19 protein-coding genes are annotated in these 19,549 nt (G+C 60.3%); 1 reads left to right on the top strand and 18 read right to left on the bottom strand.

Annotated features, from left to right (window positions below; all coding sequences use genetic code 11):
• Positions 1–20: 20 nt before the first annotated feature.
• From ABRZ28_RS08895 to ABRZ28_RS08810, 18 genes are all read right to left on the bottom strand, one after another.
• Positions 21–977 carry an ABC transporter ATP-binding protein gene (locus tag ABRZ28_RS08895; protein ID WP_319603038.1) on the bottom strand — a complete coding sequence of 319 codons (957 nt, stop codon included), beginning with the start codon at positions 975–977 and terminating at the stop codon, positions 21–23.
• Positions 974–1,990: an ABC transporter ATP-binding protein gene (locus tag ABRZ28_RS08890; RefSeq protein ID WP_319603039.1), complete on the bottom strand. Its 1,017-nt coding sequence runs from the start codon at positions 1,988–1,990 to the stop codon at positions 974–976. The genes ABRZ28_RS08895 and ABRZ28_RS08890 overlap by 4 nt, the downstream gene beginning before the upstream one ends.
• Entirely contained in the window at positions 1,987–2,856 is an 870-nt protein-coding gene (locus ABRZ28_RS08885; protein ID WP_330520062.1) for an ABC transporter permease, read from the bottom strand. Before ABRZ28_RS08885 ends, ABRZ28_RS08890 begins: the two co-directional genes overlap by 4 nt.
• A gap of 12 nt (positions 2,857–2,868) precedes the next feature.
• On the bottom strand, positions 2,869–3,834 hold the full coding sequence (locus ABRZ28_RS08880) for an ABC transporter permease (RefSeq protein ID WP_330520061.1): 966 nt from the start codon (positions 3,832–3,834) through the stop codon (positions 2,869–2,871).
• 4 nt (positions 3,835–3,838) lie between these two features.
• The gene (locus ABRZ28_RS08875) at positions 3,839–5,482 is read right to left on the bottom strand and encodes an ABC transporter substrate-binding protein (RefSeq protein WP_330520060.1); all 1,644 of its coding nucleotides are present in this window, start codon (positions 5,480–5,482) and stop codon (positions 3,839–3,841) included.
• On the bottom strand, positions 5,479–5,916 hold the full coding sequence (locus ABRZ28_RS08870; RefSeq protein WP_319603043.1) for a PaaI family thioesterase: 438 nt from the start codon (positions 5,914–5,916) through the stop codon (positions 5,479–5,481). The genes ABRZ28_RS08875 and ABRZ28_RS08870 overlap by 4 nt, the downstream gene beginning before the upstream one ends.
• Complete coding sequence (locus tag ABRZ28_RS08865; RefSeq protein ID WP_319603044.1) at positions 5,913–6,926, bottom strand: quinone oxidoreductase family protein; 1,014 nt, start codon at positions 6,924–6,926, stop codon at positions 5,913–5,915. The genes ABRZ28_RS08870 and ABRZ28_RS08865 overlap by 4 nt, the downstream gene beginning before the upstream one ends.
• Positions 6,927–7,497: 571 nt before the next feature.
• On the bottom strand, positions 7,498–8,838 hold the full coding sequence (locus ABRZ28_RS08860) for a cation:proton antiporter (RefSeq protein WP_330520059.1): 1,341 nt from the start codon (positions 8,836–8,838) through the stop codon (positions 7,498–7,500).
• A gap of 82 nt (positions 8,839–8,920) precedes the next feature.
• Positions 8,921–9,706, bottom strand: a complete 786-nt coding sequence (locus ABRZ28_RS08855) for an SDR family oxidoreductase (protein WP_330520058.1) — start codon at positions 9,704–9,706, stop codon at positions 8,921–8,923.
• A 56-nt stretch (positions 9,707–9,762) separates the two neighbouring features.
• A complete protein-coding gene (locus ABRZ28_RS08850) occupies positions 9,763–10,677 on the bottom strand; it encodes a LysR family transcriptional regulator (RefSeq protein WP_330520057.1) in 915 nt (304 codons plus the stop codon).
• Complete coding sequence (locus ABRZ28_RS08845) at positions 10,667–11,344, bottom strand: aspartate/glutamate racemase family protein (RefSeq protein ID WP_330520056.1); 678 nt, start codon at positions 11,342–11,344, stop codon at positions 10,667–10,669. Before ABRZ28_RS08845 ends, ABRZ28_RS08850 begins: the two co-directional genes overlap by 11 nt.
• The gene (gene hydA / locus ABRZ28_RS08840; protein ID WP_330520055.1) at positions 11,341–12,816 is read right to left on the bottom strand and encodes a dihydropyrimidinase; all 1,476 of its coding nucleotides are present in this window, start codon (positions 12,814–12,816) and stop codon (positions 11,341–11,343) included. Before hydA ends, ABRZ28_RS08845 begins: the two co-directional genes overlap by 4 nt.
• A gap of 15 nt (positions 12,817–12,831) precedes the next feature.
• Positions 12,832–13,788, bottom strand: a complete 957-nt coding sequence (locus tag ABRZ28_RS08835; RefSeq protein WP_330520054.1) for a dihydrodipicolinate synthase family protein — start codon at positions 13,786–13,788, stop codon at positions 12,832–12,834.
• Complete coding sequence (locus tag ABRZ28_RS08830; protein ID WP_330520053.1) at positions 13,773–14,735, bottom strand: N-carbamoyl-D-amino-acid hydrolase; 963 nt, start codon at positions 14,733–14,735, stop codon at positions 13,773–13,775. The genes ABRZ28_RS08835 and ABRZ28_RS08830 overlap by 16 nt, the downstream gene beginning before the upstream one ends.
• A 14-nt stretch (positions 14,736–14,749) precedes the next feature.
• Positions 14,750–15,415 carry an amino acid ABC transporter permease gene (locus ABRZ28_RS08825; protein WP_330520052.1) on the bottom strand — a complete coding sequence of 222 codons (666 nt, stop codon included), beginning with the start codon at positions 15,413–15,415 and terminating at the stop codon, positions 14,750–14,752.
• Positions 15,415–16,110 (bottom strand): amino acid ABC transporter permease, encoded by a 696-nt coding sequence (locus tag ABRZ28_RS08820; protein WP_330520051.1) that lies wholly within the window; start codon positions 16,108–16,110, stop codon positions 15,415–15,417. Before ABRZ28_RS08820 ends, ABRZ28_RS08825 begins: the two co-directional genes overlap by 1 nt.
• A 3-nt stretch (positions 16,111–16,113) precedes the next feature.
• A complete protein-coding gene (locus ABRZ28_RS08815; RefSeq protein WP_330520050.1) occupies positions 16,114–16,854 on the bottom strand; it encodes an amino acid ABC transporter ATP-binding protein in 741 nt (246 codons plus the stop codon).
• Positions 16,851–17,729, bottom strand: a complete 879-nt coding sequence (locus tag ABRZ28_RS08810; protein WP_330520049.1) for a transporter substrate-binding domain-containing protein — start codon at positions 17,727–17,729, stop codon at positions 16,851–16,853. The genes ABRZ28_RS08815 and ABRZ28_RS08810 overlap by 4 nt, the downstream gene beginning before the upstream one ends.
• Before the next feature lie 550 nt (positions 17,730–18,279).
• Here ABRZ28_RS08810 and ABRZ28_RS08805 point away from each other — a divergent pair.
• On the top strand, positions 18,280–19,494 hold the full coding sequence (locus ABRZ28_RS08805) for an FAD-dependent oxidoreductase (RefSeq protein ID WP_330520048.1): 1,215 nt from the start codon (positions 18,280–18,282) through the stop codon (positions 19,492–19,494).
• Positions 19,495–19,549: the final 55 nt, after the last annotated feature.

Raw genomic sequence — 19,549 nt, 5'->3', positions numbered from 1 at the left:
ACCCGGCCGTGGCCTGAAGCTTAAGCATGAATGTCAATGAGCGGGAAATGACAGGCGACCCGACGCCGATCGCCGCAATCGCGCAGTGGCGGCCGCTCCGAGCGGCAACGCTCGCCGGCATGGGAACAACGGGTGTGAAACGGGCATCCGCCCGGAGGCGACAGCGGACTGGGCAATTCGCCCGTCAGCAGATTTTGCGCCCGCGCGGCGCGGGGATCGGCCACCGGCGCGGCGGAGAGCAAGGCAAAGGTGTAAGGATGCGCCGGATTGGCCCAAATTTGCCCGGTGGGGCCGCTTTCCACAATCCGACCCAGATACATCACCAGAATACGATCGGCGATGTACTCCACCACCGACAGGTCGTGGGAAATAAACAGGTAGGCCACGCCGGTTCGCTGTTGCAGGTCGCGCATCAGATTGATGACCTGGGCGCGCACCGACACATCCAGCGCCGAGACCGGCTCGTCGCAGATGATCACTTTAGGTTCCAGAATCAGCGCCCGGGCAATGCCGATACGCTGGCGCTGCCCGCCGGAAAATTCATGCGGATAACGCGATGCCGCCGCGGCCGGCAGCCCTACCAGTTCCAACAGCTCGCCGACCCGCCGGCGAATGGCCGCCTTATCCCAGCCGGCCACCTCCAGCGGCCGGCCGATGCTTTTACCGATGCGCTGACGCGGATTCAACGAACCTTGCGGATCCTGAAACATCATCTGAATGTCCGCGCGATACGGCAGCAGCGCCTTGCGGCTCAGATGGGTGATATCGTCGCCGTTGACCCTGATCTGTCCGCCGCTGCTGGCGATAAGCCGCATCACCGCTTTACCCAACGTGGATTTGCCGCAACCGGACTCGCCCACCAGCCCGACGGTTTCGCCGGGCCACAGAGACAGATCGACCCCCGCGAGGGCGTAAACCAATCCCTGACCGGTGGGATAACTCACCTGTAAATTTTGTACCTCAAGCACCGCATTCACGCGCGCCGTCCTCCATTCGCCAGACGAAGCACCGCCGTCGAAGCGTCCTGTTGCGCCGCCCAGCAGGACGCCTGATGATCGCGGCGTAAAGTTTCCAGCGCCGGCCGTTGCCGCCGACACTGGGCCGAAACGTGCAGGCAGCGATCGGCGAAAGCGCATCCCGCCGGCAGTTCGCTCAACGCCGGCACTCTGCCGGGAATATCCAGCAGCCGCTGGTTCGGCTGGCCGGATGTGGGCGTGGCGCGCAACAATCCCTGGGTATAGGGATGCAGAGGATGGTCGAACAGCTCCAGCACCGGCGCTTCTTCGACTTTTTTCCCGGCATACATCACCGCCACGCGCTGGGCCATCGCCGCCACCACGCCTAAATCATGAGTAATCAACATTAACGCCATGCCGGTATCGGCCTGAAGTTCACGCAGCAGCGCGAGGATCTGCGCCTGAATGGTGACATCCAGCGCCGTGGTCGGCTCATCGGCAATCAGGACGGCCGGTTTACAGGCAATGGCGATGGCAATCATCACCCGCTGCGACATCCCGCCGGAAAGACGGTGAGGATATTCGAGCATGCGTCGGGACGCATCCGGGATATGCACCTGTTCCAGTAATTCAGTGCCGCGCCGCCACGCCTCGCGCCGCGACAACCCCAGATGCACCCGCAACACTTCGCTCAATTGGTCGCCGACGGTTTTCACCGGATTAAGCGAACTCATCGGATCCTGAAAAATCATCGCCAGCCGACGGCCGCGCAGCCGCCGCATTTTCCCCTCGCTCAACGTCGCGAGATTCTGCCGTTCAAACCAGATCTCTCCCCCGCCGATGCAGACCGCCGGCGCGGGCAGCAAACGCATCAGCGCCAGCGCGGTCAGCGATTTGCCGCAGCCGGACTCGCCGACCACCGCCAGCGTTTCGCCCGCATGCAGCGTGAGCGACACATCGTCCAGCGCCGTGACGCGCTGCCGTCTGTCGACGATATCCACCGTCAGATTATTGACTTCCAGCACCGTATTCATGGGCGGTCCCGCAGCTTCGGGTTCAGCGCATCGTTCAGCCCGTCGCCCAACAGGTTCAGCGCCAGCACCGCCAGCATAATCGCCACGCCGGGTACCGCGCAGATATACCAGGAAGAGCGGATAAGCGTGCGGCCTTCGCCCACCAGCCGTCCCCAACTGGCCAGATTAGGGTCGCCGAGGCCGAGAAATGAGATGACCGACTCATAAAGAATCGCGCCGGCGACCACCAGCGAGGAAAGCACGATCACCGGCGGCATCACGTTGGGCAGGATTTCGCCCACAATGATTCGGCTGTTGCTCATGCCGCAGGCGCGGCAGGCCTGCACAAACTCGCGCTCCTTCACCGAGAGGAATTCGGCGCGGGTCAGTCGGGCAATGGGTTGCCAGGAAACCAGACCGACCGCGACGATAATATTGGCGAGATGGGGACCGAGGATCGCCACCACCGTCAGCACGAATACCACGTTGGGAATGATCTGGAATAACTCGGCGATACGCATCAGCACTTCATCCACCCAACCGCCGAACCAGGCGGCGCTGGCGCCGACCGCCACGCCGAGGGTGGTCGCCACCAGACTGGCCGTCAGGCCGATCATCAGCGTGGCGCGGCTGCCGTGGACAATCAGCGCGGCGATGTCGCGGCCGAGGGAATCGGTACCCAGCGGATAGCGGGCATCGGTGAACGGCCAGATTTCCGGCATCGCGACGATGCGCAACGGCGCGACCGGATAGATCCAGTCGGCGATCAGGGCGGCGACCAGAATCGCCAGCACGATAAACGCCCCGAAGACCGCGCCCCGGTTGCGGCAAAAATGGCGCAGAAATTGCCGGCTCGGCGCGCCTTCGGCGGCTAATGGCGTACTCACAGACATTATCATTCAGCTCCGAATCCGCGGATCCAGACGGAAATAAATCGCGTCGACCAGGATATTAATCACAATCACCACCAGCGAACTGAGCACCAGAACCCCCAGCACCACGGGATAGTTGCGGCTCATCACGCTGTCGAACAGCACCTGACCGATGCCGGGCCAACTGAACACCGACTCCACCACAATGCTGCCGCCCAGCACGGTGCCAAGCTGTAACCCGAACAGCGTCACCACCGGCAGCAGCGCGTTGCGCATGATATGCCCGACCACGACCCGCAGGCGGCCCAATCCCCGGCCGCGCGCCGAGCGCACAAAATCCATCTGCGCCACTTCCAGCATTGAGGCCCGCATGACGCGCGCGTAAGTCGCCGCGTAAAACAGGCCGAGCGTCAGCGCGGGCAGCACCAGATGGTGGAGAATATCAAGGCAATGCCCCCAGAGCGTCTCGTCCGTGCCGATCTCCTCCATACCGCCCACCGGAAACCAGCCGAGCTTAACGGCAAACAGGATAATCATCATGATGCCGAGCCAGAAACTCGGCGCGGCGAAGCACAGGACCGACAGCGCGGAAATAAGCGAATCCCACAGGCTGTTCACCCGCACCGCCGCCAACACGCCGGCGCTGATGCCCACCAGCAACGCCACGGCAATACTGGCCAGCATCAGGATCAGCGTCGCCGGCAAATGCGCGAGGATCACCTCCAGCACCGGCAAGTTCTGACGATAGGAAAAGCCCAGATCCAGGCGCGCCACCGCGCCGATATATTTCAACAGTTGCAGCCAGGCCGGCTGGTCGAGGCCGTAAAGCGCGCGCAAACGTTCGATCATCGCCGGGTCGGTGACCTGCTGCTCGGCGGTCATCACATCCAGCAGATCGCCGGGAACCGACTTCATCAGGATGAAATTGATGATAATCACCCCGAGCAACAGCGGAATGCCCTGTAACAAACGACGAAAAATCATCCGCGCCATACCGCTACTCCGCCAGCCAGACGTCATTGAGCGAGTGGCCCTGCACATTGGCCGCGGTGGTGAAATTACGCACGTTTTTACGCGCCAGCGTATAGGACTGCATTTCCACCAACGGCACGATCGGCACTTCGGTACTGGCCAGACGGGCAAACTGCTGGATCAGCGTCCGCCGCCGGTTTTCATCGGTTTCGATGGTGATATTCTCGACCAGCGCGTCCATCTCCGGGTTGCTATAACCGGTAGCGTTGCGGAACGCCCCGCCCTTGACGATGCCGTCGGTGGTGAAAAATTGGGTTACCGTCGGCACCGGCTCTATCGGCGCGGTAAAGTTGGAAACGGCGATATCGTAATCGTAATCGTTGTAAATGCGTTTTAACGCCGTCGCACGGTCGACGGAGTCCAGACGCACGGTGATATTGATGTCTTCCAGCGCCTGTTTAAGGTACTGGCCGATTTTGGCGTTCTCCTCGAACCAGGCCGCCGCCAGCAAATTGACGGTAAAGCGGCTGCCGTTCCTGACCGGCAGTCCGGCGGCGTCGAGCAGCGCGGCGGCCTTTTTGACGTCGAACTCATATTTCGGCACGTCTTCGGTGTAAAACAGGGCGTTGCTGCTGAAAATCGGCGCCAGCGCCGGTTTGCCGCGGCCGAAATAGATGGTGTTGACGATAAACTGGCGATCGATGGCGTGCAGAATGGCCTGGCGGACTTCACGGCGCTTAACATGTTCGCGACGCTGATTAAATTCAACCGTCGCCGCCCAGGCGCTGTTTTCGTAACCGCGGGTATCCAGCACCACCTGTCCGCCCTTGACCAGACGATCGACTTCGCGCGCCGGCACCGGATTGGAATAGCCCAGCCCCAGTTGTCCGGTTTCCAGCGCCGCGGTACGCGACGCCGCATCTCCCCACCAGCGCACCAGCAGCTTATCCAGATAGGGTTGGTTGGGCGACCAGTAATTGTCGTTGCGGCGGTAGGCCACGTAGCTGCCGCGCTCCCATTTATCAAATATCCAGGGGCCGGTACCCACCGGGCGGTTATTGAGCGGATTGGTCAGTATGTCCTTGCCGGCATAGAGATGTTTAGGCACCACCAGTTGATACTGTCCCGCCAGAATCGACTTGAGGAAAAACGCCGGCACCGGGGTAGTAAAGTTAAGCGTAACGGTGAACGGATCGACGGCCGTGGCGCCGCTCAACGATTTCAGCGCGATACCGGCCGAAATGGCTTTCCAGTGTTCCAGCACGTTAAACACCACGTCGTCAGCGGTAAAATCGGCGCCGTCATGCCATTTCACGCCCTGTCGTAGTTTAATCTCATAGCTTTTGAAATCGGCGGACGGCGTCACCGATTCGGCCAGCTCCGGCTGAAAATTCAGATCGTTGTCGAGTTTGAGCAGTCGTTCCAGAATTTTGGTGGAGGTCTGGAAAGGCGAAGACCCGCCGCCGCCGGGTACAAACAGCGCCTGCGGCTCCAGTCCGCCCCAGGAGATCACCAGCGTGCCGCCGCGGCGCGGCGCAAGCGCGGCGCTTTCTTCGGCAAAGGCGTCGCCGATCAGGCGAAAACCCGTCACCTGCGACGACAGCGCGGCGAAAGAGCCGCCCACCCCGAGGATACGCAGGAAATTACGGCGGGAAAAACGGTCGGTCATGATAACACTCCTGTTGATGCGGTTCCGGTGGCGTAACTTGCCCGACCGATGGCCAGCAAGATATTTTGTTCGTTATAAACATCCACATCGGCGACGCCGACGCTGCGGCCATGACGCCGCACGCGCGCGACCACCCGCAGCGAGGTATGCACCGCCGGGCGCAGATAATCCACGCGAAAATTAATGGTGGGCAGCCCGCTACCGACGATCATGGCCAGCGCGAAGTCGCCGACGGTATCGATAATCGACGCCAGCGGGCCGCCGTGCCACTGCCCGCTGCCCGCGATGCGTTCAAATTCGGCGCGCATCGGCACCGTGACCGTCAGCGTTTGCTGGTCGTAATCCACCGATTCGATCTGTAAATTCAGCCAATCGATGAAAGGCGAGGCGCGAAATTTCTCTTCAATTTGCGCCTGACTGAGTCTTGTGCTCATACCACCACCACCTTGCCGATAACCCGACGCTGTTCCAGCGAGGCCAGCGCCTCCGCCCCCTGCTCCAGCGGCCATTGACGATCGATCGGCACCTGGAGTTTTTTCTCCCGCACCAGCGTCAGCAGGCGGTGCAGATCCTCGCGTTCCCAGCCGTTGGAGCCGCGAATTTGCAATTCATAGGTCCAGATGTAGCGAATATCTTCGGCGGGATTGAAACCGGCGGTGGCGCCGCAGGTCAGCAAACGCCCGCCCACGCGCAGGCAACGCAGCGATTTCACCCAGGTGTCGCCGCCGGTGAAATTCACCACCACATCGACGCCGCCGGGGTGCGGCGCATTGCGCTGACGCGCCGGTTTGCCGTAGTGCTGGAACACATGCTTCATAAAATCCTCTTCGGTATAGAGAATGGTATGATCCGCCCCCAGTCGGCGCAGACGTTCGGCCTTTTCCTCACTGCCGACGCAAGCTATCACCTCCGCGCCCGCCAGCTTCGCCAACTGTACGCAGCAGACGCCCACGCCGCCGCTGGCGCCCAGAATCAAGACCTTCTCTCCCGGCCCGACCTGGCCGATGGTGGCGATCAGACGTAACGCGGTGCCATAGGCCACCGGCAACGCGGCCGCTTCGGCAAAGCCGATATCGTCGGGCAAGGCGATCAGTTGGTGGGCCGGCACCCGGCATAATTCAGCCAGACCGCCGTGCGTGGTTTCCCCGATCAGCCCGCCGTCAACCCGATTGATCGGATCCACCACCACCCGATCGCCGATCCGCCAGTCCTGTACCTCTTCGCCCAGCGCGATAATTTCCCCGGCGACATCCAGGCCGATAATAATCGGGAACGGCAAATGAATCCCCGGCATGCCGCGGCGGGTAAAAACATCATGATAATTCAGCGAAGAGGCCCGAACGCGCAATAACACCTCGTTCTTAGCGGGAATGGGATCAGGGAAATCGTATTCAACACGCAACTTATCGTTGTCGCCGTGTTCACGTAACACGATGGCTTTCATAGATTTTTATCCGACAATAGCAGCGATAAATTCAAACCGTCCGTAAGCGCGGCGCGCCGTTAAACGCATCCCGCGCTGCGACCCAACAGCTATCGTTCGAACGGGCCTCGGGGAAAACCCCCGGTTGTTGCAGGCAACGGGAACGGGCGGTCGGCGCGGCAGGGATAGCAAGCGGCCGGAGCGCAGAGCGCGATGCCCTCCGAACGTTAACGGAAAACCCAAACCTTGAAACCGGGGAGAAGCTGCATCGGGTTGTCGTGCGGCATGAATAACAACATGATCGACTACCGGGGTTAAACCACGCATAGACTTATCTCTTACTCGTCCGTCTCCTGTGAACAGGTAATCAACCTAGCGAATATCACCGACGATCCAAAACGACAATTAGTGAATAGTTTGTGCGCTAATTGTATATAGTGAATTAAATACGGAGGTTATCGTCACAATAGAAATAATTTCGTATGTTAGTAACAGCGTAGCGCCGCCAGGCAACCGGCGCGGCGCTATTGAATTGATAACCCCCTCTTCCGCTTTCCGGGCGCCGGCAAGCGATAATGAAGGCTGTCGCGGACTAGCGCTTATGCTGTTCACTGGCGGCAATACGCCAGTTGAGCAACGGCGTTACCGACATGCCATGCACCACGACGCTGGCGACGATCAAGGTAAAGGCCATATCGGCCATTCTTGTGACCTCGGCGCCGGCCAGCCCGTGCGTATAGCCCCAGGCGATGTAGTTAATGCTGCCGATTCCGCGAATGCCCAGCCACCCCAGCATCAGGCGCTGTTCAAGCGGCGCCTTTACGCCGAGAGTGGCAATCCATACCGACAGCGGGCGGATAACCAGAAACAGCAAAGCCGCGATCAGCAAACCGGCCGGCTCCCAATGTTGCGCCAGCGTAATGCCCAGTACGATAATGATGGCCGCGGCGAACAGTCTTTCCACCATATCGCCAAACGACAGCGCATCGCCCACCACCAACCCCACCGAACTGGTGGGATTGGCGGCGCCCGACTCGTGGCGGACATGGAAATTGACCAGCACCTCAGCCGGAGGCCGGTTATCGCTGTCGTCAAATTGATCGGCGGGCTGACGATTGACCGCACGCACTTCCGCCCGCCGCAGCCCGACGCCGGCGGCGAACGCCGCAAGAAAACCCGACGCATCCAGCGACTGCGCCGCGGCATAGCTCAGGGCAATCAGCGCCAGCGCCAGAAAGTCGTTCGGCGTAACATCCTGATGGGTATGCCGCAGATGCATGGCATACTGGCCGACAAAGCGCCCCATGGCAAAACCGATGCCCAGCCCCGCGCCGACGGCCCACAGCACATCCACCAGCGCCCAGCGGCCGAACGCCGCCAGTGATATCTCGCCATTGCCGGCCAGCAGCATAACCGCCAGCATCAGCAGCGGCAGCGCGCTGCCGTCGTTCATGCCCGCCTCGCTGGACAGCGAAACGCGCAGGTTGTCATTATCGTTGGCGTCGTTGACCGAGATTAAGCTGGCCAGCACCGGGTCGGTCGGCGCGACGATGGCGCCGAACGCCAGCGACAGCGGCCAGGCGAAGCCGGCCAAAAAATGCGCCGCCAGCGTCACGCCGGCCACCGTCAGCAGCATGCCGGGAAACGCCAGCCGCAAACCGATGCGCCACCCCTGGCTTTTTAGCGGCAACCTGAGCTTGAGGCCGGTAATAAACAGCGAAGCCGCCATGGCGATTTCAGTGATATTTTTTGCCAGCTCCGCATGCGCGGCGATATCCACCTGAAGCAGATTCAACACCCATGGCCCGCACGCCACCCCCACCAGCAGGTAGATGGCGAACACCGTTATCGGGCCGCGCTTAATCCAACCCGACGCCAGCGAGATTAATAGTAATAAACCGCCCGTCACAGCCGTCCAGCCAAGAAAATCCATTCTTACTCCTCTTTTTTATCTATCTACTCTGGTATGTAGGATAGCTAACGGAGGAGAGTTCTGTGCTAAAGCCGTGCTCGCATCACAGGCAGGGGCTCATGCCGCCATCCACACGCAGGATAGTACCGGTGATAAACGCAGCCTGCTGACTGGCGAGAAACGCCGCCGCTGCGCCAAACTCCGCCGGTTGTCCATAACGTCCGAGCGGAATGGCCGCCTGGCTCTTCGCTTTCACCGTCGCTACCGGTATGCCCTCGCGCTCGGCGCGGGCGGCATCCAGTTGATCAACGCGGGCGGTGGCGATACGCCCCGGCACCAGTACGTTAACGGTAATACCGCTGGCGGCCACTTCGCCGGCCAGCGTCTTCGACCAACCCGACAGCGCCATTCGCAGCGTATTGGAAACAGCCAGATTGGCGATCGGCGTTACTACGCCCGACGATGAACTGGTGATAATGCGTCCCCAGCCCGCAGCGCGCATATCCGGCAGCACGCTATCCGTCAGGTGAATCAGCGATCCCACCATGGCGGTGAATTCCTCCTGCCACCTGGCCGGCGCTACGCCGCTGGCGCCCGACGGCGCCGGCCCGCCGGAGTTATTGATCAGTATGCCGATCGGCCCCAGCGTCCGACGGATATCCGTCAGCACCGCATCAAAGGACGCCGGCCGGGTTAAATCCAGCGGCCAGGCCCGCGCCTTGCCGCCCGCTTGTTCAATCAGCCTGACCGTTTCCGCCAGTTTCTGCGGCGTGCGGCCGGTCACCGCCACCATCACGCCTTCGGCGGCGAGCGCCTGAGCAATTGCCCGTCCCAATCCGCTGCCGGCGCCGCATACCAGCGCCACTTTGCCTGCAATCATTAAATCCATACCGCTCCCCTTTTTGACATTCCGTGGCGTACAGCTCTTTGCCAAAACGCTTGCGCTCAGCGCAGCTCATGTTGAATAACGTTTTTTATCTGTTCGATGAAATCGACCACCAGGCGATTTTGCGTTCCCTGTTTACGCGTCACGATGCAGATGGAAACCGGCACCGCTATCTCGAACGGGACGACGGCGACGTCTTTCCATTCCTGATGCAACGCCGTCACCGAATCCACAATCGCCATCCCCACCCCCGCCTGGCTGAGCATGGCGGCGCTGTTGGTATAGCGAACCTCCACGTCGGGCTCGTAGTTGACGCCGCACTGGCGAAACGCATATGCCAGCAGCAATCCCAGCGCCGACTCAATGTTCAGGCCGATGTAGCCATGCTTGCGGACATGCTCCACCCGGATGGTCGGCATGCCGTACAGCGGATGACCCCGAGGCACCAGACACATCATATTGCCGTGCTTGATCGTCTCTACATTCACCGCCGGGTGGTCGTCCAGCCCCAGAACCAGCCCGACGTCGGCGACGCCGATCTCCACCGCCTGTAAAACCTGATCAAGCCCCACCACATCAAAATGTACTTTTACCCCGCGCCGGTTGACCAGCAGTTGGCGCAGCGCATGCGGCACCAGCGAAAACCCCAGCGGCGGCGTCCCCAAAATGCGCAAAATGCCCGCATTGCCGCTGCGCAGAGAGCGGATTCGACTCTCCGTCGAACGGATCATCATAAAAATCGGCCCCACCTCTTTATAAAGCAGGTGCGCATCCTCCGTCGGCTGCAAACGGCGGTTGATGCGATCGAAAAGCGGAAAACCGAGCTGCCCCTCCAGCTGTTTGATGCCGCCGGAAACGGCAGGCTGCGAAATACCCAGTTCGCAGGCGGCGTCCACCGTCGTCTGGGTGCGCATCACCGCGCCGAAAATCTCCAGCAAACGCAGATTGATATCGTTTTTACGCTCAATTTTCACCGCATTCCCCGTCGGACAGTATGGCCGTCAACGCCAACCCCACCGCCGCCTGCGTCGGGTCGATCACCGGCACGCCAAGCCGCTCCTGGAGAAAACGGCGCTGACGCGACAAACCGGCGCAGCCGAGAATCAGTACGTCAGCGCCATCCTGCTCGATCAACTGGCGGCCGACGGCGACCAGTTTGCGGCTTACATCCTGACCCGACGCCGATTCGGCCACGCTGATATTCAGCGGGCGTTCCCCGGCCAGCCGCGCCTCCAGCCCCAGTCGGCGGATATACGCCAGATGACGGGCGACCGATTGCGACTGAATCGCCAGTACGCCAAAACGGCGTCCCAGCGTCAGCGCCACCGACAGCGCCGACGCCTGAATGCCCCACACCGGTACCTCGGCCGCGCGGCGACAGGCGTCGATGGCCGGGTCCGAATAACAGGCCAGCACCACGGCGGAAACCTCGCGCCGGGCGGCGATTTCCGCCAGCAACAGCGGCGCCACCGCATCAATATCCGCCTGACTTTCGATGCCGGCGGGCGCCTGCGCCAGGGTTATGCACTCAATCTCCGGCCCGGCGGGCAGGCGGAAGGCCGCGGTGGCGGCGCGCAGTCCTGCGGTCACCGCGGGATTGCTGTTGGGATTAATGACAAGAATCGGTAAAGGCCGCGTCATGCGCCCTCCCGCTTTAACACCGGCGCCAGATCGGCGCCGAAGTTGAGCGCCGGATCCAGCTCCGGCGTATAGACGCCGGGCATGCCGGTGCAATCCGGCGGACGCCGGTGAACAAAGCGGCCGCGGCCGGCGGCGGCGCGCAGTTCACCGTCGACGACCACCGTTTCGCCGCGGCTGATGACCCGGACCGGGCAGCCGCGCAGGGTCATGCCCTCAAACGGCGTGTAGTCCATGTTGTCATGCTGATCGGCGAGCGTCACACGGCGCGTCACATTCGGATCCCACAGCGCCAGATCCGCATCCGCGCCGATGGCGATGGCGCCTTTTTGCGGAAACATCCCCAGCGTTTTCGCGGCGTTAGTCGAGGTCAGCGCGACGAACTGCTGCGGCGTGATCCGCCCTTTCATCACCCCCTCGCTGAACAACAGCGGCATCCTGAGGCCAATGCCGGGCATACCGTTGGCGATCTGGCGGAAGGTGGCGTCCGGGCCGTGGAAAAATTTACCGCTGGCGTCAAAACGGTAAGGCGCGTGATCGGAGGAAAAGAAGTCAAAGGTGCCGGCCTGCAAATGACGCCATAGCCCCTGCTGGGCGGCCGTATCGCGCACCGGCGGGCTGCACATGAATTTCGCGCCTTCCCGCCCTTCCCGATCGAGATCCTGCCGGGTCAGGAAGAGATACTGCGGGCAGGTTTCGCTGTAAATCCTGGCGCCGGCAAGACGCGCGCGGGCGATAATATCCGCGCCTTCGACGGTGGACACATGCACCACCAGCAGCGGGGCGCCGACGAACGCCGCCAGTTGGGTCACCCGGCCGATCGCCTCGATTTCCGCCGCCGCCGGATGGCTGATCGCGTGATAGCGCGGCGCCGTATAGCCGCGATCCAGCAGGCGTCGGCTCATCCATTTTATGATGTCGTTGTTTTCCGCATGCACCATCGCCAGCGCGCCGTGCTCCGCCGCCAGCGTAAGCAGGTTGAGAATGTCGCCGTCATTCATTTTCACCGCGTCATAGGTCATAAAAAACTTAAACGACGGCACGCCGCGCGCCACCGCCCTGGGTAAATCATCCGCCAGCGGCACCGACGGGTCGGTGATGATCAGGTGCCACGAGTAATCCAGCACCGCCTTCGGCGCGGCGCGATCGTGGTAAACCTCCAGCACATCCTCCAGCCGCTGCCCCTTCATCTGAGCGGCGAAAGGCACGATGGTGGTATTGCCCCCGAACGCCGCCGACACCGTACCGCTGTAATAATCATCGGCGCTCATCAGCCCTGACGAGGACTCCTGCGCGATATGGCAATGTCCTTCAATGCCGCCGGGCATCACCCACAGACCGTCGGCATCAATCGTCTCGCGCCCCTCGCTCAGGGCGCCCAGCGCCGCAATGCGGCCGTCTTTGATGCCGATATCGGCCGTGTAGTCGTCGGCGGCGGTAATGATGCGTCCGCCGCGGATAATCAAATCAAACATCGGAGACCTCCTTCACTATTCCGCACGTCCGTCGGCAAGCGGGATGGACGATCGCCGCCGCGCCGCCAGACGCCGCATCAAACGCTGCAACTGTTGTTCATCTTCCGGCGAAAGCCGCGCGCCCGGCGCGCGCAGACGCGCCGAGGCAAAGATGCCGCGCCGGCGGAGAATCCCTTTGCGGATGGCTAAACCGACGCCCGGCTGCTGCTCATAACTGAGCAGCGGCAAATGGTCGTCAAACAGATCCTGCGCGCCGTCCACGTCGCCCTGCTGGTGACGCCGCACCACCTCCACCAGCATTTCCGGCCAGGCGTAGCCGGTCATGGCGCCGTCCGCGCCGCGCTGTAGCTCAAGGGGTAAATAGAGTCCGCCGTTGCCGGTCAGGATGGAGAGCGCGGTATCGTCCGCCGCCAGTTGACGGCGGATAGCGCTGATTTTGTTCAGGCCGGGGCAATCTTCATGTTTAAGCATCACAATCTGCGGCAGTTCGCGCGTCAGACGGACGATCAGCTCGGCGCTGACGTGTACGCCGGTCATCTGCGGAAAATCCTGAAAACAGATCGGGATATCCGGCCCCAGCGCCGCGCACGCCTGCTTCATGTAACCGAATACCGCCTCATCGGTTTTCAATCCCGCCGCCGGTGCCACCATGACCCCGGCGCATCCGCGCGCCATGGCGGCCTCGGCCAGAACCGCCATATTGGCGATGCCCGCGGCGGAAACGCCGGCGATCACCGGCAGCGCACCCGCCACCCCGTCAAGAAAGGCGTCGATAACGCTCAATTTTTCGGCCTGCGTGAGTTTCTGCGCTTCCCCCATCATGCCAAGCACCGTGATGCCGCTGACCTGCGCATGTTGATACAGTGCGATCAGCCGCGACAGACTCGGGTAATCGATTCGCTCCTGCTCGTCGAACGGCGTCGGCGCGATCGCGAACACCCCCGCCATATGCCGGTTTATACGATGTTGCATTTCGCCAGCTCCTTTTCCACTTCGGCCGGAATTTCGACGCCGGTTTGTTCGACGATCAGCCGATAATGCTCGGTGCGGCGATGGCGTTTAAAATCGAATACCGTCTCTTTACCGAAACGGCTTTCATCGAAATCGCACGCCGCGACGATCAGTTCATCGCCCTGGGTTTTCGCCTCGGCCAGCACAAAACCGTTGGGGTCGATAATCACGCTGCCGCCAATCAGCTCGTGGCCGTCCTCAACGCCGGCCTTGGCCACCCCCACCACATAGGTGCTGTTCTGATAGGCGCCGGCCTGCATCGACAGCAGGGAATGAAACAACCGCTTGTCATCGGCCTCATCCTGGCGCTGCGCGTTGAACGCCGGCGTGTTGTAGCCGATGGTCACCAGCTCTACGCCCTGTAGCCCCAGTACGCGATAAGTTTCCGGCCAGCGCCGATCGTTGCAAATCGCCATCCCCATAATGCCGCCAAGATTGGAAAAGACGTTGAATCCGAGATCTCCCGGTTCGAAATAGTATTTTTCCAGATGCTGAAACGCGCGTTCGGGATCGTAGGCGTCGTGGCCCGGCAGATGCACCTTGCGGTATTTGGCGATGATGTCGCCGTTACGGTCGGTCATCAGCGAGGTGTTGAAGTGCCTGCCATCCGGCGTGGACTCCGCATAACCGAAAGTGATGGCCATCTGGTAGTCCCGCGCGCGCTCAAACAGCGGCAGCGTCGCCCGGTTGGGCATCTCCGATTCAAACCAGCGCGCGATTTCCCCCGGCTCTTCGCTGTACCAGCGCGGGAAAAAGGTGGTTAACGCCAGTTCCGGAAAGACCAGCAGATCGCAAGAGGCCGCCTGCGCCTGATCCATCAGCGCCAGCATTCTTTCCACTACCGACTCGCGGCTGTCCTTTTTCTGGATCGCGCCCAATTGCGCGCCGCCGACAATACATTTTCTCATATTCGTTTCCTGTCCTATTCTTCAACACGCCGCTCAAAGCGGCTGATCAACCTGACCAGAGGCCAAATCATTACCAGATAGAATCCCGCCGCCAGCACCAGCGGCGAGGCGTTATACGTCAGGGAACGCGCCATATCGGCGGCGTACAGTATTTCCGCAAGCGATACCACGCTGGCCAGCGAGGTTAACTTGATCACTTCGATGGTGTTGGATATCAGGTCCGGCAGAACGTTACGCACCGCCTGCGGCAACACCACCCACAGCAGCGTCTGCACGGCATTGAGCCCGGTGCTGCGCGCGGCTTCGCGCTGACCGCGCCCCACCGACTGAATGCCGGCGCGCAATACTTCGCCGTAGTAGGCGGCGTTATTGAGCATGAAGGCCAGCGCGACCGCCTGCATTGGCGATAAATGCAGGCCGGCGAACGGCAGACCGGAATAAATAAGAATCAGCAGCACCAGCGGCGGTACGGCGCGGAACAGATCGGTGAAAATCATCGCGGCGATGCGCAGCGGGCGGCATGACGACAGGCTGGCCAATGCGGTCAGCAAACCGGCCGCACAGCCAACCGGGATCACCAGCAGGCAAAGCTGAAGCGTCACCCACAGGCCAGCAAGCAGCATCGGAAAACAGGCCTGCATCACCTCGATATTCAGGAATTGCTCCAACAATATCTCCATTAACGCGTCCCCCAGGCGAAACGTTGTTCAAGCCAGCGGCCGAAAATCACCACCGGCACAAACAGCAGCAGATAGGCCAGAGTACCCAGCAGCAACGGGGTGGCGCTGCCGGTGACCGACTGCGCCGACGTGGCTTGATAAAGGATTTCCGGCACGCTGACCGCCGACCCCAGCGCGGTATTTTTGCTGATGGCGATGGCCCGGTTGGTCAACGGCGGGATCGTCAGGCGGATGGCCTGCGGCAGAACAATGTGCCAAAGCGTGGCGCCGAAACCGAAACCGGTGGCGCGCGCCGCCTGCCACTGCCCTTTATGCACCGACAGCAGGCCGGCCCAGAAAATCTCTTCCGCAAACGCGCCCAGCACCAGCGATAACACCAGCCAGACCGTGATAAAACCGGGCAGATCGACGCCGACGTTCGGCAGACCGAAATAGACCAGCAGGATCAGCACCAGCGGCGGCAGCGAGCGCAGCAGGTCGGCATACAGCACAATCAATACATTCAGCGTACGCACCCGACAGATGCGCAGACAGGCCAATGCCAGCCCGAGCAGAATGCCGCTTATCACCACCAGTACCGCCAACTGCAAAGTCACCAGCATGCCCTGAGCAACCAGCGGCGCATACTCGCGCATGATCGGCGCGTTGAAAAACACCGAGAGAAAACGATCCAACGCAGAAACCGGCGTATCCATCGTTCATCCTCCCAGACGGTTGACGAAAGCGCGCAGCCGCTCGTGGCGCGGATAGTGGAAAATTTGCGCCGGCGGCCCCTGTTCGACGATCACGCCGCCGTCCATAAAGACCACCCGATCCGCCGCTTCGGCGGCAAAGCGCATTTCATGGCTAACCACCAGCATGGTCATGCCGTCGCGTTTCAGTTCGAGCATCACGTTCAGTACGTCCGCCACCAATTCAGGATCCAGCGCGCTGGTCGGCTCATCAAACAGCATGACTTCCGGTTTCAGCGCCAATGCGCGGGCGATAGCGACGCGCTGCTGCTGACCGCCGGACAGATCCGTGGCGCGGCTGGACGCTTTATGCCCCAGCCCCACCTGCTCCAGATGGTGCATAGCGATTTGCCGCGCCTCGGCGGCGGATTTTTTTTGCACCTTGCGCAACGCCAACGTGACGTTATTCAACACATCCAAATGCGGATACAGATTGAACGACTGAAAAACCATGCCGATACGCTGACGAACGTGGTTGATTTGCCGGGCGCGCAGCGCGATATCGTCGCCGCGCAGCAATATCGCGCCGGATTCAGGCCGCTCCAGCAAATTACAGCAGCGCAGCAGCGTGCTCTTACCCGAGCCGGAAGGCCCAATCAGAAACACCAGCTCTTTCTCCGCCACTTTCAGATCGATGCCTTTCAGCACCTCGGTGTCGCCGTACGATTTATATAACCCGGCAATCTCGAGTATCGGCCGTCGAATCATGGCCGCGTGCCCCCGGTCCCGGCGTCGGCGGCCTGACACGCCAACGGATGAGGCGTATCTTCATAACCCGGCAGTCCCGGCGGTCCATAGCCCGGCATGGGCGTCACCGCCGCGCTGCCCGCCGCGGGCGTCAGGCCGAACCATTTTTCAGACAGACGGCTGATGGTGCCGTCGATTTTCAGGCATTCGATAATGCTATCCACCTGATTGCGGGTTGCCGAATCATCCTTTCTGAATGCCATGCCCCAGACATTATTGGTGGAATAGGTATAGGAAAGCGCGATGCGCGGATTCTTTTTTACCGCCCAGGCACCGGGGGTAATGCCGGTTATCGCGGCGAAAGCTTTATTAGAAACAACAGCCTGAATCGCATCGGTATTGGTACCGTAATTGACAACCCGCCATTGATATTCATCGGCCAGTTTACGCGCCCATATATCATATTCAGCGCCCTTATTTACCGCTAACGTTTTATTTCTGAATCCATCGAGAGAAGTAATTTTCGGCGTGTCTTTTTTGACTACAAATTGAAAGTCACTATTATAATACCCCTCGCTAAACAGTACGTTTTCAGCGCGTTCACGAGTAACAGTGACTGGCGCGACAATAAAATCATATGTTCCAGCCTGCATCGCGGGAATAAGACCGGAAAACTGCGCGGCAATAATATTTATTTGCCGCCCCATTTTTTTGGCCACCTCATTGGCCAAATCCACATTGAATCCTTCTATCCCCCCGCCCATTTTCGGCATAGCATGCGGCGCAAAAGTCCCATCCAGAGCGACTTTGAGAGGAGGCAGCTCATCTGCCTTCGCATAAGAAAAGAAACATACGCCAGCCATCATCAGACTCACTATTTTTATATTTATTTTCATTATTCCGCCCTCAGTGAATGTTCATCGCCCTGGTTTTTCATCTGGTGAAAGCATTGTCCAACAGATGAGTTATCAGTTATAAAGCAAAAAAAAACAGAAACAATATCAGAACTTATTAAAAATAACGCATTAATATAACCTGTATTTATAGTCAGGAACAAAAATACAGCGCCGACTGCACTATCGGGAATCAAATGTTTTACTCTTGCACCAGAAATAAAAAATAGCCTTGAATTAAAGCGGAGGAATGCAACAAAAAAGTGCATATCGATAAAAAACGACAAGAGAAATTAAATAAAAAAAACGAAATCCATTAATATTTCATATGGCTCGAAAGATCGTCAATTATCGTTAATATATTTCAATCCTTGGACAAATAGACAGGAAAAATATGACCTTAAACGTTAATATTTCAGCATCTGGCCCGCGCTGATTTCCTGCATGCCAATCGCCCGGCCGACAGAGGCAACGCCGCCCGGCACTAATGAGAATCATTTGCAACTTAAGCCCAAGCTTCTATCATTAGATTTTCCCTGTCTGACGAAATGCCATGACCGATAAGATCCTGGAAACGCCCTGCTGCATTGTCGGCGGCGGCCCGGCCGGACTGATGCTCGGCTATCTGCTGGCGCGCGCCGACATTCCCGTGCTGGTGCTGGAAAAGCATGCCGATTTTCTGCGGGATTTCCGCGGCGATACCATCCATCCGTCAACATTGGAGATTATGGCGCGCCTGGGGCTGCTTGAAGCATTGCTGCGACTGCCGCATCAACGGGTCGAGACGCTTGTTGGGGAATTTAACGGCCGGAAGATCACCCTGGCCGACTTCCGGCGCCTGCCCTCCCCGTGTCGATTTATGGCGCTGATGCCGCAGTGGGATTTCCTCAATTTTCTGGCGGAACAGGGCCAATCGTTAGCGGGATTCCAGCTGTTGCGCGCCACGCAGGTCGTGAACACGATTCGGGAAAATGGCGCGGTAACGGGCGTGGAAGCGTTGGACGTCAATGGCGACAAGCTGCTGATCCGCGCCGGACTGGTTATCGCCGCCGACGGCCGCCAGTCGGTGGTGCGCCAGACGGCGGGCCTGACCGGCCGCAGCTTCGGCATGCCGCGGGACGTGGTATGGATGAAATTGCCGAAAGCGGCCGACGACGAAAACTGGGCCAGCGGACACGGCGGCCCCAGGAACAACGTTATCATGCTGGATCGGGGCGACTACTGGCAATGCGGCTACAGTATCGCCAAAGGCGCCTTTCCCGCTATCAGACGGCAAGGTCTGCCTGCGCTGTTGCAACAGGTCGCGGCGGTCTCCCCATTCGGCGTCGAACGGCTGGCGCGGGCCGTTGCCGACTGGACGCAAGTTAAATTGCTGGATATTCGCATCGACCGGCTGGATCGCTGGGCGGCGGCGGGCGTTTTGTGCATCGGCGATGCGGCTCACGCCATGTCCCCCATCGGCGGCGTCGGCGTAAATCTGGCTATTCAGGATGCGGTGGCCGCCGCCAATATTCTGGCCGAACCGCTGGCGCGCGGGCCGGTCGGCCTGCATATATTGAATCGTGTGCAACGGCGACGCGAATTTCCCACCCGCGTTATCCAGCGGCTGCAAATCATGATGACCGGCAAAGGGAAAACCTCATCCCGCGCCGCACGACGGCCGCCGGCGTTCGCGCGCTGGCTGATTCGCCAGCCCTGGCTGCCGCACCTGAGCGGCCGCATCATCGGCCTGGGCGTGCGCCGCGAGCTACCTCGCCAGCCGCGTTGATTCAGGCGGCCGTTTTTCACGCATTCTGACGCTCATACGCTACGGCGCTAAAAGA

Source organism: Brenneria sp. g21c3 (assembly GCF_040240345.1).
GTDB lineage: Bacteria > Pseudomonadota > Gammaproteobacteria > Enterobacterales > Enterobacteriaceae > Brenneria.
This window is presented reverse-complemented; position numbering and strand designations above follow the sequence as displayed.

What these genes read in the sequence shown, in the direction of transcription:
- ABRZ28_RS08890 (WP_319603039.1), bottom strand. Translation starts at nt 1,990, where the DNA reads ATGAATACGGTGCTGGAAGTCAATAATCTGACGGTGGATATCGTCGAC.
- ABRZ28_RS08880 (WP_330520061.1), bottom strand. Translation starts at nt 3,834, where the DNA reads ATGGCGCGGATGATTTTTCGTCGTTTGTTACAGGGCATTCCGCTGTTG.
- ABRZ28_RS08875 (WP_330520060.1), bottom strand. Translation starts at nt 5,482, where the DNA reads ATGACCGACCGTTTTTCCCGCCGTAATTTCCTGCGTATCCTCGGGGTG.
- ABRZ28_RS08870 (WP_319603043.1), bottom strand. Translation starts at nt 5,916, where the DNA reads ATGAGCACAAGACTCAGTCAGGCGCAAATTGAAGAGAAATTTCGCGCC.
- ABRZ28_RS08865 (WP_319603044.1), bottom strand. Translation starts at nt 6,926, where the DNA reads ATGAAAGCCATCGTGTTACGTGAACACGGCGACAACGATAAGTTGCGT.
- ABRZ28_RS08860 (WP_330520059.1), bottom strand. Translation starts at nt 8,838, where the DNA reads ATGGATTTTCTTGGCTGGACGGCTGTGACGGGCGGTTTATTACTATTA.
- ABRZ28_RS08855 (WP_330520058.1), bottom strand. Translation starts at nt 9,706, where the DNA reads ATGGATTTAATGATTGCAGGCAAAGTGGCGCTGGTATGCGGCGCCGGC.
- ABRZ28_RS08845 (WP_330520056.1), bottom strand. Translation starts at nt 11,344, where the DNA reads ATGACGCGGCCTTTACCGATTCTTGTCATTAATCCCAACAGCAATCCC.
- hydA (WP_330520055.1), bottom strand. Translation starts at nt 12,816, where the DNA reads ATGTTTGATTTGATTATCCGCGGCGGACGCATCATTACCGCCGCCGAC.
- ABRZ28_RS08835 (WP_330520054.1), bottom strand. Translation starts at nt 13,788, where the DNA reads ATGCAACATCGTATAAACCGGCATATGGCGGGGGTGTTCGCGATCGCG.
- ABRZ28_RS08830 (WP_330520053.1), bottom strand. Translation starts at nt 14,735, where the DNA reads ATGAGAAAATGTATTGTCGGCGGCGCGCAATTGGGCGCGATCCAGAAA.
- ABRZ28_RS08825 (WP_330520052.1), bottom strand. Translation starts at nt 15,415, where the DNA reads ATGGAGATATTGTTGGAGCAATTCCTGAATATCGAGGTGATGCAGGCC.
- ABRZ28_RS08820 (WP_330520051.1), bottom strand. Translation starts at nt 16,110, where the DNA reads ATGGATACGCCGGTTTCTGCGTTGGATCGTTTTCTCTCGGTGTTTTTC.
- ABRZ28_RS08815 (WP_330520050.1), bottom strand. Translation starts at nt 16,854, where the DNA reads ATGATTCGACGGCCGATACTCGAGATTGCCGGGTTATATAAATCGTAC.
- ABRZ28_RS08810 (WP_330520049.1), bottom strand. Translation starts at nt 17,729, where the DNA reads ATGAAAATAAATATAAAAATAGTGAGTCTGATGATGGCTGGCGTATGT.
- ABRZ28_RS08805 (WP_330520048.1), top strand. Translation starts at nt 18,280, where the DNA reads ATGACCGATAAGATCCTGGAAACGCCCTGCTGCATTGTCGGCGGCGGC.